General features: G+C 41.9%; 12 protein-coding genes and 2 tRNA genes. 6 read left to right on the top strand and 8 right to left on the bottom strand.

Annotated features, from left to right (window positions below):
• Positions 1-118: 118 nt before the first annotated feature.
• From dinB to IEX80_RS17000, 8 genes are all read right to left on the bottom strand, one after another.
• The gene (gene dinB, locus IEX80_RS17035; protein WP_090532825.1) at positions 119-1,237 is read right to left on the bottom strand and encodes a DNA polymerase IV; all 1,119 of its coding nucleotides are present in this window, start codon (positions 1,235-1,237) and stop codon (positions 119-121) included.
• Between the two features lie 402 nt (positions 1,238-1,639).
• Positions 1,640-2,806, bottom strand: a complete 1,167-nt coding sequence (locus IEX80_RS17030) for a toxic anion resistance protein (RefSeq protein WP_188833576.1) — start codon at positions 2,804-2,806, stop codon at positions 1,640-1,642.
• An 87-nt stretch (positions 2,807-2,893) separates the two neighbouring features.
• A complete protein-coding gene (locus tag IEX80_RS17025) occupies positions 2,894-3,508 on the bottom strand; it encodes a TerD family protein (RefSeq protein ID WP_090531247.1) in 615 nt (204 codons plus the stop codon).
• A 4-nt stretch (positions 3,509-3,512) separates the two neighbouring features.
• Positions 3,513-4,067 (bottom strand): TerD family protein, encoded by a 555-nt coding sequence (locus tag IEX80_RS17020; protein ID WP_188833575.1) that lies wholly within the window; start codon positions 4,065-4,067, stop codon positions 3,513-3,515.
• Complete coding sequence (locus IEX80_RS17015) at positions 4,057-4,902, bottom strand: phosphoribosyltransferase family protein (RefSeq protein WP_090531238.1); 846 nt, start codon at positions 4,900-4,902, stop codon at positions 4,057-4,059. Before IEX80_RS17015 ends, IEX80_RS17020 begins: the two co-directional genes overlap by 11 nt.
• The gene (locus IEX80_RS17010) at positions 4,899-5,594 is read right to left on the bottom strand and encodes an HAD family hydrolase (RefSeq protein ID WP_090531236.1); all 696 of its coding nucleotides are present in this window, start codon (positions 5,592-5,594) and stop codon (positions 4,899-4,901) included. The genes IEX80_RS17015 and IEX80_RS17010 overlap by 4 nt, the downstream gene beginning before the upstream one ends.
• A gap of 132 nt (positions 5,595-5,726) precedes the next feature.
• Complete coding sequence (locus tag IEX80_RS17005; protein WP_090531234.1) at positions 5,727-6,392, bottom strand: TerD family protein; 666 nt, start codon at positions 6,390-6,392, stop codon at positions 5,727-5,729.
• A 4-nt stretch (positions 6,393-6,396) separates the two neighbouring features.
• Positions 6,397-6,972: a TerD family protein gene (locus IEX80_RS17000; protein ID WP_090531232.1), complete on the bottom strand. Its 576-nt coding sequence runs from the start codon at positions 6,970-6,972 to the stop codon at positions 6,397-6,399.
• 389 nt (positions 6,973-7,361) lie between these two features.
• On the opposite strand from IEX80_RS17000, the gene IEX80_RS16995 reads away from it, so the two are divergent.
• From IEX80_RS16995 to IEX80_RS16970, 6 genes are all read left to right on the top strand, one after another.
• Positions 7,362-8,093, top strand: coding sequence for a hypothetical protein (locus IEX80_RS16995; protein WP_176625721.1), 732 nt, complete (start codon positions 7,362-7,364; stop codon positions 8,091-8,093).
• Positions 8,094-8,206: 113 nt separating this feature from the next.
• A complete protein-coding gene (locus IEX80_RS16990; RefSeq protein ID WP_229701665.1) occupies positions 8,207-10,948 on the top strand; it encodes a TonB-dependent receptor in 2,742 nt (913 codons plus the stop codon).
• Between the two features lie 9 nt (positions 10,949-10,957).
• Positions 10,958-12,133, top strand: a complete 1,176-nt coding sequence (locus IEX80_RS16985; RefSeq protein WP_188833573.1) for a DUF4249 domain-containing protein — start codon at positions 10,958-10,960, stop codon at positions 12,131-12,133.
• Positions 12,134-12,180: 47 nt separating this feature from the next.
• Entirely contained in the window at positions 12,181-14,565 is a 2,385-nt protein-coding gene (locus IEX80_RS16980) for a hypothetical protein (RefSeq protein WP_188833572.1), read from the top strand.
• Between the two features lie 186 nt (positions 14,566-14,751).
• Positions 14,752-14,825 (top strand) — tRNA-Asp (locus tag IEX80_RS16975).
• Positions 14,826-14,937: 112 nt separating this feature from the next.
• A tRNA-Asp gene (locus IEX80_RS16970) sits at positions 14,938-15,011 on the top strand.
• Positions 15,012-15,202 lie beyond the last annotated feature (191 nt).

Below are 15,202 nucleotides of genomic sequence, written 5' to 3'. Positions count from 1 at the left end.
CCCTCTTTTGTCATTTCGCTTTGAGAGCCCGCCGGATTTAAACGCCACTCATGACAAAAAACAGGTAATGATAAACCGGTCTCGGCAATCGTTAACATGCCCCTGCAGAACCAAGTTTTTATAACTCCAATTCCAACTGATCCCCCGGCCCAAGCTCTTTATCATCCCGCTGCTTAACCGGCAATTCGCCAAAGTTTGAAAGCGAAATGCCCAACAGCCGCACTTTTACATCATCAACACCTGTGGCAGCCATCAATTGTTTGGCCGTATGGCTGATTGTTTCCAGATCATTTACCGGGGTTGGGAAGGACTGATTGCGGGTAATCTGTTTAAAATCGTGGTATTTTACCTTGAGGGTAATGGTGCGGCCTTTCAATTCATATTTAAGCAGCCGGTTATGTACCGTGATCGCTATCTTATCCAGTTCAGCCTCCATTTCCTCAAGTGTTGTCAGGTCATAAGCGAAAGTATCTTCGGCGCCCAGGGATTTGGTTTCGCGGTGGGGTTGCACTTCGCGGTTATCAATGCCGCGCACTATCTGGTAGTAAAATTTGCCAACCTTGCCAAAGTGTTTTACAAGGTCACTTTCTTCCATTCGTTTCAGATCGGCTCCGGTGTGCAGTCCCATCTGTTTCATTTTTTGAGCGGTCACCTTACCTACACCAAAGAATTTTTCGACAGGCAGCTGCTCCATAAAGTTTTCGATGCTTGATGGTCCGATAAACTTCAGGCCATCGGGTTTATTGATGTCAGATGCTATTTTGGCTACAAATTTATTGATAGACACTCCTGCCGATGCGGTGAGCTGCAGTTCGTCTTTAATAGCCTGTTTGATAAGTTTGGCTATTTCGATGGCCGAGCCGATGTCCTGCTTATCGTTGGTTACATCCAGGAAAGCTTCATCTAAAGAGAGCGGTTCTATCAGGTCGGTATAACGGCTAAAGATCTCCCGGATATGTTGTGATACCTCCCGGTATACATTAAACCTTGGCCTTACAAACAAAGCATGCGGGCAAAGCTGTAATGCCTTTTTCGATGACATTGCCGATCGGATGCCAAATTTTCGGGCCTCGTAACTGGCGGTGGCTACCACACCTCCCCGACCTTCGGGCAAGCCGCCCACCACCAAAGGTTTACCCCGGTATTCCGGAAAATCCCGCTGCTCAACCGACGCGTAAAACGCATCCATATCAATATGGATAATTTTACGATGGGTATTGGGTGATTGCTCGGTCATGGTGATAAGAACAAATATAGGCGGGTTGCAGGTTTGCTGCAATTGAGCTAAGGCTGCAATTGTGGGGATTGAGCAGAGAGTGGCTGGATATGCTCGAACAGCTTCCATTTTATAAACTGCTTAAAGAGCAGAAAAAAGGACGGATCAAAACAAAGAAAGTTATAATAATTATTTGATAATCAATAGATTAAATGTTGTCTTTAGGGGTAGACAAAAAGAAAGGCAGAACCCTTCACCGGTCTGCCTTTCAAAAAAATAGAAATAAAACTATGATAGCAAAAATACATAAAGTTTGCCTTTACGGGCAAACTACGTTCTGCCCTCAATCTCAAAAAAACAAACTCATTTTTATTGCTTTCGCTTAAATTGACGGTTATGCCCGGAAGGGAGTTGGGTGGGGCCTTAACTCACACTCGTTACCGTTTTCTTCAGTTCTGTTTCCAGGTTTTGAAGCTCGGTATTTAACGTGCGGCGATTGGCCGTGCCTTCATCGTGGATCCGTTTTACCTCAGTAAGGGTTTCAATAAGAGATGAAGTGGTCTTTTTCAGTGTATCTAACGATACTACCGTTTTTTCATTTTCGCGGGCTACATCAATACTGTTTTGTTTCAGCATTTCGGCATTCTTTTGTAAAATGGTATTGGTGGTATCCGAGATCTTTTTCTGCATCTCCACATTCTCTTTCTGACGGTTGAGGGCAACAGCTATGGTGAGCTGGTTTTTCCAAACCGGGATAGTGGTTGATACGATAGATTGCGCCTTTTCGGCAATGGTGGTATTGTTGTTCTGCACCACACGGATCTGCGCCAGCGACTGCAGCATGATAAAACGAACCACTTTCAGGTCGGCAAGGCGTTTATCAAGGCGGTTCACAAAATCGCGCAGATCGGCAATTTCATAGTCCTGGTAGCCTGTCGGGTTACCGTCCATCACAGCCAGTTTTTCGTTAAGCTCATTGTATTTGAGCTGCCCGGCAATGATCAGGTCTTCCATTTGCTTGATATAAGTAACGTTGCTGTCAAACATGGTTTGCAGCGAGCTGTTATCCTTTAACGAATTAACACGGCCTGCCTTGATCTTATTGGTGATCTTATCGATGTTATTAACCACGGTATCGTATTTCTGGAAAAGCTTTTTGGTATCAACCACCAGCTTTTTCATGAAGGGGATATGTGATATAAATGAGGTGAATGCGTTTTGGTTCAGCTCGTCAACGTCAATATAATTAAGCTCGGTAAGTAACTCGTTAATCAGCCCGCCTACCTCGCCAGAGTTATAGGTGCGTACTGAAGTAAGAAAGTTGTTGCTGTATTTCTCCATGGAGTTTTGTACCTCAACACCATAGTTCAGTATCGAGTTAACATCGGCTGGATTGATATCTTTCCCCATTTCACCGTACTTTTGCAGGTCCTGGTTTGGTATAGCGTCAAGGTTTACATTCCCCTGCTTATCTACCTTCATTGGTACATTGCTGCCTGGTGAAGCTGCCGCCGGAAGGTCCAGATTGGTTGGAGTGATCAGCGGTGGTATATTCAGATTTAGTTCATCATTGTTTGGTGCACTTTCCATAATCTTATTATTAATGATTTAGTAGTACTTAATTAGCTGATCTTAAGCGCCACCCGGCTTAATACTTAAGATCAATGAATTAAACTTTTACAAGTAGGTTGCGGTTACAGTTTTCACTGTTTCTTCCAATTTACGGTCGCGGGTTGGTTCGCCGATGGCATTAAATTTCCACTCGCCGTTCTTTTTGTAAAACACGCCCATCACCATAGATACATGGCCTGCAAAATCCTTGCTGTGCGCAATATCATAAGTAGCGAAGATTTCGTTAACACGGGTTGGCGTACCTTCATAAATACGGATAGAGGCAAACGGTATAGTGCCGAAGTCCTGGCCACGGAAGCTGTTTAACACAAAGGCTACATAGCTTATGGTTGGGCTCAGCGTAGCAAAATCAACGGTGATCACTTCATTGTCCAGGCCGTCGTTGCCGGCCATATCGCCGGTTAGGTCATCACCGCTGTGCCTTACAGCGTGGTCTTTTGAACGCAGGTTTCCGAAGTAGATTACATCAACCAAACGTTTGCTTTCATCATATAAAATGCAGCTGGCATCAAGGTCAACGGCCTCTTTGGTAGTGCCAAAGCCAAACAGGCCTTTTCTTTCTATCGCGCCCCAGTTTATCCCAACGCATACATTTTGTAATTTGCTGCCGTTACTTTTTTCAAGGCTGATCCGCTGTCCTTTTTGAAGATTGATAGCCATAATTTTAGTTGTATTTGTTTAAATAATCCTGTAAGCCGCCTTTCATACCGGCACCCACAGCTTCAAATTTCCAGTTGTTATCTTTTTTGTAGATACGGCCAAATTCAACCGCGGTTTCTATCGAAAAGTCTTCTTCCAGTTCGTATTTCAAAATATCGACGTTAGTAGCCGAGTCAAAAATGCGGACAAAAGAGTTGCGTACCTGACCAAAGTTTTGGCGGCGGCTTTCGGCCTCATGAATGGTTACCACAATGCAGATCTCAGTAGCACGCGGATCGATCTTTGAAAGATCAACAATGATCTGCTCATCGTCACCGTCACCTGCACCGGTCAGGTTATCGCCGGTATGCTCTACAGCACCATCCGGAGATTTTGAGTTATTATAGAAAACGAAAAATTCGTCGGCCAGTATTTTCTTATTATCGCCTATGATGAACACCGAAGCGTCCAGGTCAAAGGCCGAGCCTGTTGATGAGCTGTTTGTATCCCAACCAAGGCCTATCGTAAATTTAGGGGCACCAATAGTTTCCCTTTGGCCTTTTTGCAAGTTAATTGCCATGCTGAATTAGTTTATTATTGTTTATTAATAGGTTTTGTTTAATAAAGTTTAAGTTAGGTGTATAGGCTTCAATGGTATGATAACCATTACCCAAAGCCATATCATACAGCAAGTTTATGAAATTGCTGCCTTGATCTTGTATAAAGATGCAAAAACTTTCGTGATCGTAATTTAAAATATATTTTACTATGCGGGTGTTGATGCAAAAATTAGTGCCCTTAATGATATCATTTAAATGGTAAATGTTTTTAACATGATGATAGTTAAGATAATTCTCAATATTGGGGTGGATGTTTTTGTTCACCAGTTCGGCAAAGTACAGCATGTAAATATCGTTCTGTAAACCGTATTCATTTACCATTTTCATGATCATGCGTTCGTGACTGCCGGTTATCTTGATATCATCTAAAAAAAGCAGGGTTTTGTCTTTAAGAAAATCCTTATCAATATGAAACGAATCGTTACCTATTAAATTAATCCTTTGCTCAGCATCCAGCTCGCCATAATCTTCTTTGTAGGTTATGGTACGGTGAACCTTGGTTTCCTGCACTACAGGGTAACCATGATGGGCCAGCCAGCGGTTAAGCCTGCACACAAAGTGGTTTTTCATTGCAAAAGTAGCCGTAGGAATAAATGAGTATGGGCTTGATATAACTACGATCTGTTTTTCTATTGGCTGTTTAGTTAAGATTTCGCTGATAAAGCCATCGGCCAGATCGGTGCCGAAGTAGCGGGATACCTCGCCATCGCCAAATTTAAAGCGACTGTAATCATCGGCATCGAAACCAAAATGTGTTGCGCTGTTGATATGATGTAATGAGTAGGTAGCTTTCATAAACTTAATAAGGTTAAAATGGATAAGTTGTTTGAATTGATGAGCAGGCTATCAAGGCCTGCATCTTTAGCCCCCGCTATATCTGCCGCCGGGTTATCGCCTATATGTATGATACCTGACCGGTCTATCTGCTTTGGTTTATTACACTCTTTAACTTTTTGCACCATCAGCTTAAATAAATCCCCGTTTGGTTTCGACATCCCCTCCTCGTCCGAATAGATCTGAAAGTTAAAGAACGTATCCAGCCCTAATTTAACCATTACCTTGCGGAGCGTTTGTCCTTTTATAAAGCCTGTATTACTTAAAATACTCAATGAGCAATCACCTTTTTGTTTTAGATGCTGCAGCACCTCAATTGTTACAGGTGAGTAAAGCACCGGCAGATAGTAAAACAGCAGGGTTTCCATGTCGGCATACAGCTTATCGATATTAACATCGGCAAGCGGATATTGGTTATCATTAATTGTGCTGATCACCATCAGGTACATTTCATCCGCGTCAATGTTTTTACCAGTACGTTCGTTCACGGCATTGCACATGAGGTCAACCTGCCTGAAAGCCCGCGCTACCTCATCAATACTTTTACCCGCCGGATTAAAATCCCGGTGAAAGATCTTGGTACGTTCTATTTTAAAGTATGGGTTTGATTTGATGAGCGTGAGCCAAAGATCAAATGAGTAATGTTGGTACATTTATGTTTAGGTAGAATTAAACTTAACCAAAATGTCATTGCGAGCGTAGCGTGGCAATCGCTTGCTATACAGAGCGGCTATGCTTACGTGCGATTGCTTCGTCGTTCCTCCTCGCAATGACATGTTTTTATATTAATAGTTCCGAAGCAATTCCGAAAGACTATCAGTACTATGCGGATCACCTATGGCACGGAATTTCCAGGTGCCGTCTTTGCGGTATACTTCCGCAAAGGTCATGGAACACATGCCGTTGTAAGTTGAATCGCCGGAGAGACTGAATTTTGCGATCTCTTTACCATGGCTGTCAACCGCGCGGATGAAAGCATTCTCCACCATGCCAAAGTGTTGATTGTTTTTACGCCCCTGATAAATAGCTACCAGGAAAAGGATGCGGTCATATTTCGGATCGAGCGAATCAAGCTTTACGATGATTTGCTCGTCATCGCCCTCACCGGCCCCGGTGCGGTTATCGCCGGTAAGCCAGATGTGTCCCGAAGGATGGCGCATCGAGTTAAAGTAAATCACATCTCCCTCGAACATATTGATAGTACGCCCATTAGCGGTTTGTTTGGCATAGCCGCGATTCGCTACTTTACCGTTCTTGTCCAGCAAAAATGCAATCGCATCCAAATCATATTCTGCCTCTTCGGCACCGCCAAACAGCTTGCCTAAAAAGCCGCCATGGGTTTTCCTAACGTCCCAGCCCAAACCTATAGTTACTGATGACAGGTCGAAGCTTTCGCCTTTATCATTTTTACGCAGGTCAATTGTTTGACCTTTTACCAAATTTATAGCCATTGCCTTATTTGATTATTTGCCCTTTAAAATATTTACTTAAAAAGAAGGCGAGGTCTTCTTTGTAACCCACACCAGATGCTTCAAATTTCCATGCGCCACCGCGTTTGTATAATCTGCCAAACTCAATGGCTGTTTCGATAGAAAAATCCTCACCCAATTCATATTTGCATACTTCGGCACCCGTTTGGTTATCTAAGATACGAATGTATGAGTCACGCACCTGGCCAAAATTTTGACGACGGGCTTGTGCTTCGTGAATAGTTACCACAAACAGGATCTCCTGGATGCGGGCATCTACTTTAGTGAGGTCAACAGTGATCGATTCATCATCGCCGCCGTCGCTGTTGCCGCCTGTTGGGTCATCGCCGGTATGATGTACCGATTGCTCGGGCGAGTCGACATTATTATAGAATACAAAAAATTCATCCTGGGGTACCAGTCGGTTAGCATCGATCATGATAGCCGATACGTCAAGGTCGAAGTCATAACCTGTGCCTTCGTTTGGGTTCCAGCCCAAGCCAACTGTCATTTTTGAAAGGCCGATATCAATTTTCTGCCCTTTTTGTAAGTTAATAGCCATTTTAGTATGTGTTATTTTTAGGTAAAACCTGTGTAGCCTATTGGGTTTTGCGCGGCGCTGCAGGTATTGAGCCGGAGACAAACCGGCAATTAAACGCTTAATCTAAGGTAGATGTTTTATTGAGGTGATATTGTAAAATTGTCTACACAAAAATAAGACGATGACAGGGGGCGGTTGTTACAGAAGAGGGGGAGATAATTTAGTTGCGTAATACGCAATTATTTAACAATGGTTGTTGCATCTGTTTTAGCTCATTCGTAATAGTACGTTGTAGTCGCCCAGTCGCTTTTTTATGTAACACGATTAATACACTTGCTGTAGCGTATTAAGGGAGAGTGATTTGGTAATTAAGTGAAAGTCATGTAAATTCCGTTTTTATAAAAACCTAAATGGTAAAAAAATCACTCCTGGCCCTAGTTATCACCTGGGGCATAATGGCAAACGGTCATGTTTCTGCACAAACGGGTCCCGATAGCACGGGTTTAGGCCTCGTAATTGCTAATTATCACACTGCTATAGGGCAACAATCACACTTATATAACGGGCCCGAATATGAGTTTTATGATCCCATAATAAAAGGTAACGCATATGTTTTTGACAATAAGTCATTTACGGCTGGAGATGTAAAATACGGGGCAGCGGTTTATCGCGACGTCCCGATGTTATATGATCTGAATAAAGATTTGGTGGTTATACTGCTTTATAACCACTTTACAAAAATTTCATTACTAAGCGAGCGTGTGCCGGAGTTCTGGCTGCTTAACCATCATTTTATACGCATTACTACCGACTCAACAGGCCAGGCCCGCCTTGCTACCGGTTTCTATGATCAATTATACCAGGGAAAAAAGATCGGGATCATTGTAAAAAGGGCCAAGAGTATCCAAACCAGCACGGGAAACAACACCATCGAATCTTTTTTTAGCGAAACCAAAGATTATTATGTTAAAAAAGGGGATAACTATTTCAGCTTTAGCGGAAAGAGCGGACTGTTAGATATTTTTAAGGATAAAAAGAAGGAGTTGCGGCAATATATAAAAGCCAATCATATCGACTTTCGCGAAAATCAGGAACAGGCTATAGTGGATGTAACTACTTATTATGATCATTTAACTAATTAATGCGGCGTGCCTTATTATTTAATAACAGGGCAAAAAATAATATAGCATTAATGTATACGGCAGGAAAATAAAATAACCGGATGAAAAAAATTTACTTTCTAAGTTTCTGTTTTTTGATTTTAATTAAACTGTGCCAGGCCCAGCAGGGTCCGGTAAAATCAATCAGCGTAAACTTTCAACAAGCTACGATTGAGCAGTTTGTAACAGAGCTGGAAGCAAAATCAGGCTTTCATTTTTTTTACGACGCCATGCAGTTTGACAGTTTGAAAATAACTCTGCAGGCAACCAATAAACCTATTGAAACCATATTGAGCCAGGCTTTTAAAAACACCGGTTTTAGTTTCGCCATAACCAAACACCAGCAGGTGTTTTTAACTAAAGGGCGCGAAATACAAACCGGACTGGCGGTAGGTTATTTTGGCATTACAACTGCCAATGCAACTGCAGCAAATATAAGTGTATCCCCGGCTAATGCTGATCTTGATAAAGATAAAAAGATACCCGAAGCAACAACCGAAAATAAGCTATACGAAATAGGGATCAAAACCAACACTATTGAGGCGGGTACGGCAACGCTTTCGGGATATGTAAAGGAAGCAAAATCGGGCGAATCTGTAACAGGTGCCAGCATATATGTAACCAATACCAAAACGGGTGTAGCTACCGACCAGTTTGGCTATTTCACTATCAAATTACCCAAAGGCAGGCAGGTTTTAAGCGTTAGGGGCGTTGGCATGCGCGATACCCGCAGGCAGATCATCCTTTATTCGGACGGTAAGATCATTATTGAAATGCAAGAGCAGGTAACCAGCCTTAAAGAGGTAAAGATCTCTGCCGAGAAAGTGGCTAATGTGCGTAATGTTCAACTAGGGGTGAACAGGCTTGATATTAAAAGCATTAAACAAGTACCTACGGTATTTGGCGAAGCCGATATATTAAGGGTAGTGCTTACCCTGCCCGGCGTTCAATCAGTAGGCGAGGCTACCACGGGTTTTAATGTACGCGGGGGCTCGGCCGATCAGAACCTGATCCTGATGAATGACGCCACCATTTATAACCCCTCGCATTTTTTCGGCTTCTTTTCATCATTTAACCCCGACATAGTTAAAGATATCGAACTATATAAAAGCAGTATCCCCGAAAGGTTCGGCGGGCGTTTATCATCGGTGTTGGATGTTACCAATCGTGAGGGTAATAAAAAGAAATTTACAGGTTCGGCAGGCATTGGTTTAATCACCAGCAGGCTTAATGTTGAAGGGCCTATCATCAAGGATAAAACCTCGTTTTCATTCGGAGGCCGTACCACGTACTCCGACTGGCTCCTTAAACTCCTGCCCGATGCCTACAAGCACAGTTCGGCTTCATTTTATGATCTTAACCTGGATATAAGCCACCAGATTGATGATAAAAACAACCTGTATCTAACCAGTTATATAAGCAGAGATAAATTCAGGCTTAATAGCGATACTGCTTATAGTTACAGCAACAGGAATATCAACCTAAAATGGAAGCATAATTTTAATAATAAACTATTCAGTGTTATTACGGCCGGGATAGACAAGTACCAATATGATGTTTCAAGCGCCGATAACCCGGTAAATGCTTATAAGCTGAATTTTGATATTAACCAAAGTAATTTTAAAACGGATTTTACCTATTACCTTAACCGCAAAAATACTGTCGATTTTGGGTTAAGTTCCATTTATTATAAGCTCCATCCGGGCAGCTTTCAGCCTCTTGGCGCCCAATCATTGGTAGCTCCTGATGTCGTTTCCACACAACAGGCCCTGGAAAGCGCCTTATATCTGGGCGATAAGTTTGACGTGACCGACGATCTGTCGATAAGCGGTGGTGTAAGGTATTCGATCTACAATTTCCTGGGGCCGCAAACAGTGTATAACTATGCGCCTAACCTGCCCAAAACAAGCGCCAACCTGTTGGATAGTACCTATTACGCAAGTGGTAAGTTTATTAAAACTTATTCGGGGCCCGAAATCAGGCTTTCGGCCAGATATCAACTGGGCGATAACCTATCGATCAAGGGCGGCTATAACACACTCAGGCAGTATATTCACCTGTTATCAAACACAACTGCCATATCCCCCACTGATGTTTGGCAACTGAGTGATCCCAATATCAAACCTCAATATGGTGACCAGGTATCATTAGGCCTTTATCATAATTTAAAATCAAACACCATTGAAACGTCGGTCGAGGTTTACTACAAACGATTAAGGGATTATCTCGACTATAAGAGCGGCGCTAACCTCGTATTAAACCATCATATTGAAACGGATGTGGTAGGTACAAAAGGCAAAGCATATGGAATTGAGTTTTTAGTAAAAAAAGCCACCGGGAAAGCCAATGGGTGGATCAGCTATACTTATTCGCGCACGTTTTTAAGACAAAATGATCCTAATGCCGGCGATTTGATTAATGGGGGGGCTTATTATCCTGCAAATTTTGATAAGCCACATGCTTTTAATTTTATTGGTAACTACAGGTTTTCACATAGGTTCAGTGTTTCTTTAAATCTTACTTACAGCACGGGCAGGCCTATTACCCTGCCTATTGCCAAGTATGAGTATGGTGGTTCCGAGCGGGTATTTTATTCGGACAGGAACCAATACCGCATCCCGGATTATTTCAGGTCGGATTTTTCAATGAACATAGAGGGCAACCATAAAGTGCACCAATTAACCCATAACTCATTTACAATAGGGGTGTATAACTTAACCGGCAGGCAAAACGCGTATTCGACATTCTTTACAGAGCAGGGAGGGGTCATTAACGGGTATAAGCTGTCCATATTTGCCAAGCCTATTCCATTTATTAATTACAATATCAGGTTTTAATTGAAAGCGATGAAAGGAAAACGATATATATTAATTTTATTATTGCTGGGGGGCATATACAATGCCTGTAAAAAGCCTTATAACCCTAAAATTGTTGACTCTCCCAATCATTACCTGGTTGTTGAAGGGGTAATAAACAATGGCAGCGATTCAACCATAATAAAATTAAGCAGAACGGTTAACATCTCAGGCAATGTAAGCACAAGCGGAGTTGATAATTGCGCGGTATCTGTTGAAGCCGAGGGGGGAACAGCATATTCACTTACACCCCGGGGAAATGGGACTTATGTTATACCGGCGCTTAACCTGGATGTGTCAAAAAAGTACCGTGTGCATATTATCACTAACGATAATAAAGAGTATGCGTCTGACTATGTTGAGGTAAAAAAGACACAGCCAATTGATAGCATAGGGTTTAATATTAAAAATGGCAACATGCAGGTTTATGCAAATACGCACGATGCTTCCAATAGCTCCCGATATTATAGGTGGAGTTATGAAGAAACGTGGCGCTTTCATGCTAAATATCAATCGGCCTATATGGTTGATCCTGTGGCTAAAGCAGTTGTTTTTCGGCCACCCAGTGAGTATAATTATTACTGCTTTGCGGGGGCCAAATCCAGTACCATAGTTATAGGATCATCAGCTAAGCTGTCACAAGATGTAATATACCAGCAACCGGTAACAACCATAGCCTCAACATCTGAAAAGATTGAAATGCGTTATTCCATTTTTCTGAAACAGTATGCGTTAACCAAAGAAGCTTATCAGTTTTGGGAAAATATGAAGAAAAACACGGAGCAATTAGGAAGTATATTTGATGCGCAGCCATCGCAGTTAACAGGGAATATCCACAATCTTAAAGATCCGGCTGAGCCTGTTATTGGCTATATAAGTGTAACCAACATTCAATCGAAAAGAGTATTTATTGACAATGCCGATCTCCCTCGCGATTGGGCGCCTACATATCCATATGATTGCGGTCCCCTTGATACTGCACTCTTTTTTAATCCCAAAACCAAACAAAATGATGTACTGGGCATCATAATTAATGGTAATGCAATACCTGTGCTTGATATAACCGAGAAAATGAACGTAATAGGTTATACTTATTCATCAATTGAATGTACCGATTGCAGGATCAGGGGACGAGTACAAACTCCCTCATTTTGGAAAGAGAGATAAAAAAGTTTATGAATGATGCCATGAAAATAAATCAATAAGGTTTGGCTATGAATGAAATTAAAAAACTTGCTGTGGTTCCGATGATTTCCGGCATGTTACTGTTGTCAGTGAACGGGATGGCGCAAACTATAAGCCAAATCTCCGACAGCTTTAACAAATACTATCAGGCTACTGTACAGGAAAAGATTTTTGTACATACTGACAAAAGCGCCTATATGACCGGCGAAATTTTATGGTTTAAAGCGTATAACGTTGACGCTACTTATCATAAGCCGCTTGGTCTTAGCAAAGTTGTATATGTTGATGTATTGGACAACAAGCAAAATGCCATAATCCAAACTAAAATAGAAATGAAAAACGGCCTCGGGAGTGGCTCTGTTTATATACCAGTATCGGCAAGCAATGGTAATTATAAGTTAAGGGCCTATACCAACTGGATGAAAAATTTTACTCCTGATTATTATTTCGAAAAGAATATTACCATTATTAATCCTCTAAAATCTCCCGAAGCCATAACTAAAGTACAGGCACCGGGCTACGATGTTCAGTTTTTCCCGGAAGGGGGAGATTTGGTCGCGGGTATTAACAGTAAAGTTGCTTTTAAGGTTACGGCATCAGACGGTACAGGCTTAAGTGAATGCAGAGGTTTTATTGTTGATCAGAAGCACGATACGGTAGCGCGCTTCCGGCCATTGAAATTTGGTATTGGCAGCTTTTTATTCACCCCGATAGCCGGGAATGTTTATACGGCTGTTATTAAATCGGGCAATACCCCGGCTGTTACCAAAGAGTTACCTGCCGTTGAAAGTCGGGGTTATGTAATGGCTGTAAAAGATGCAGGTAGCACACGGGTGGAGATCACAGTAAAAGGCGCCGGCGCTGAAGCTGGCGAATTATATCTGTTTGCTCATACAGGCCAATCGGTTAAAGCCGGCATGACAGCACCTTTTAACAACGGCAGTGCCATTTTTACGCTTGATAAAGCTAAATTGGGCGAAGGAGTGTCGCACTTAACAATTTTCAATAGCGCCAGACAACCCGTGTGCGAAAGGCTTTATTTTAAACGTCCCAAACAAAACCTCATTATCGAGGCCTCTGCTGATCAGCCTTCATATACCCGCCGTAAAAAGGTAAGTGTGGACATCGCTGCCAAAGATTTTTCGGGGCGCGTAAAACCTGCTAACCTGTCAATGTCGGTTTATAAGATTGACTCATTACAAAATATTGATGCCGGCGAAATATTCAGCTATCTGTGGCTCAAGTCAGATTTACGTGGAAATATTGAATCGCCAGGCTACTATTTCAAAAATTCCGATGCTGAAGCCGACACAGCCCTTGATAACCTCATGCTAACACAAGGGTGGCGAAGGTTTCAATGGGATAATGTATTTGGTAATAAACAGGCGGCATTTAGTTTTTTGCCAGAGTATGACGGGCACCTGATTACCGGTAAAATAACCAATACGCAAACCGGTGGTATTGCCAAAGATGTAGTAGCTTATTTAAGTGTCCCGGGAAAACGGGTACAGCTGTATGCCGCAAAAAGCGATTCGACAGGCAGGTTGATTTTTAATACAAGACAACTTTATGGTCCCGGCGAAATAGTAGTTCAAACCAATTCAGAACGGGATACCACCTATCATATTGATATTTTAAGCCCTTTTTCTGAACAATTCGCAAAATCCCCAATATTAAAATTTAACCTAACCCGGGGCATGCAAAGTGCCATTGAAGAACGAAGCCTGGGCACGCAGGTTCAAAATATTTATTTAGGCAATAAGATCAAGCACTTTTATGAGCCGCAGGTTGATAGTTCGGGTTTTTATACAACCCCCTATAAAACCTACCTTTTGGATAACTATACCCGCTTTACTACAATGGAAGAGGTATTGAGAGAGTATGTAAAGGAGGTTTGGGTTAACAGATCGCAAAAACGGTATCACATCAAAGTATTGAATGGTAATGGATTTTTAGATGGCGACCCCTTAGTGATGCTTGATGACGTACCTGTTTTTAACATAGATAAGGTTATGGGTATTGACCCGTTGAAAGTTCGTAAGCTGGAAGATGTTCCGTACCGGTATTATTGGGGACCATCTGTTTACGAAGGAATCTTAAGCTTTACAACTTATAAGGGCGATCTTGGCGGTGTTGAAATAGACCCAAAGGCAGTAGTGCTCGATTATGAAGGTCTGCAATTACAACGTGAGTTTTATTCTCCGGTATATGACACTGAACAGTCAGTAAAAAACAGGTTACCCGATTTCAGAAACCTGCTTTATTGGGGGCCGGATATCAATACTTCAGCCGCTGGTAAAAATCAGTTGTCGTTTTATACGTCTGATCAAACAGGGAAATATATAGGAATTGTACAAGGGGTTACGTTACAAGGTGACATCGCAAGCCAATATTTTAGCTTTGAAGTGAATTAACTACTATTAAATTTCTACAGGATTTATATTTTGTGATTCCTGATTTAATGTTGAATATCAGTAATTTACAGCCACCAAAAAAGGCACACCGCACAAAAAAGTGCTTAATTTTCAAAATAATGAACTTTTTTGAAAAAACAATTTGTGTAGAATAAAATGGTTTGTATATTTGCACACCCAAACGGAGGAGTGGTAGTTCAGCTGGTTAGAATACATGCCTGTCACGCATGGGGTCGCGGGTTCGAGTCCCGTCCATTCCGCTAAAAGCCTTACTGAAAAGTAAGGCTTTTTTGTGTTTTAAGCTTTTTTTATTTTAAGTTCTACAATTTGTGTAGATCAAAAAGGTTTGTATATTTGCAACCCCAAACGGGGGGAGTGGTAGTTCAGCTGGTTAGAATACATGCCTGTCACGCATGGGGTCGCGGGTTCGAGTCCCGTCCATTCCGCTAAATCAATATTAAAATTGAGCAAAACCCGTCAAATGATATCATTTGACGGGTTTTTTGTTTTCGGGACACACCAAATTGTTCATCTGGAATCATAATTCAGGTGAGTAATTCGGTGAGTCAATTAAAGTAGCTCAATGACTCACCAATTCTATTGCAACTGTTTGATATGTAGCATGTTCGGTAAATGA

The sequence above is a fragment of the Mucilaginibacter rubeus genome, assembly GCF_014643835.1.
Classification (GTDB): Bacteria; Bacteroidota; Bacteroidia; order Sphingobacteriales; family Sphingobacteriaceae; genus Mucilaginibacter; species Mucilaginibacter rubeus.
The sequence above is the reverse complement of the archived record's forward strand: the minus strand, read 5'-3'. Positions and strand labels throughout refer to the sequence as shown.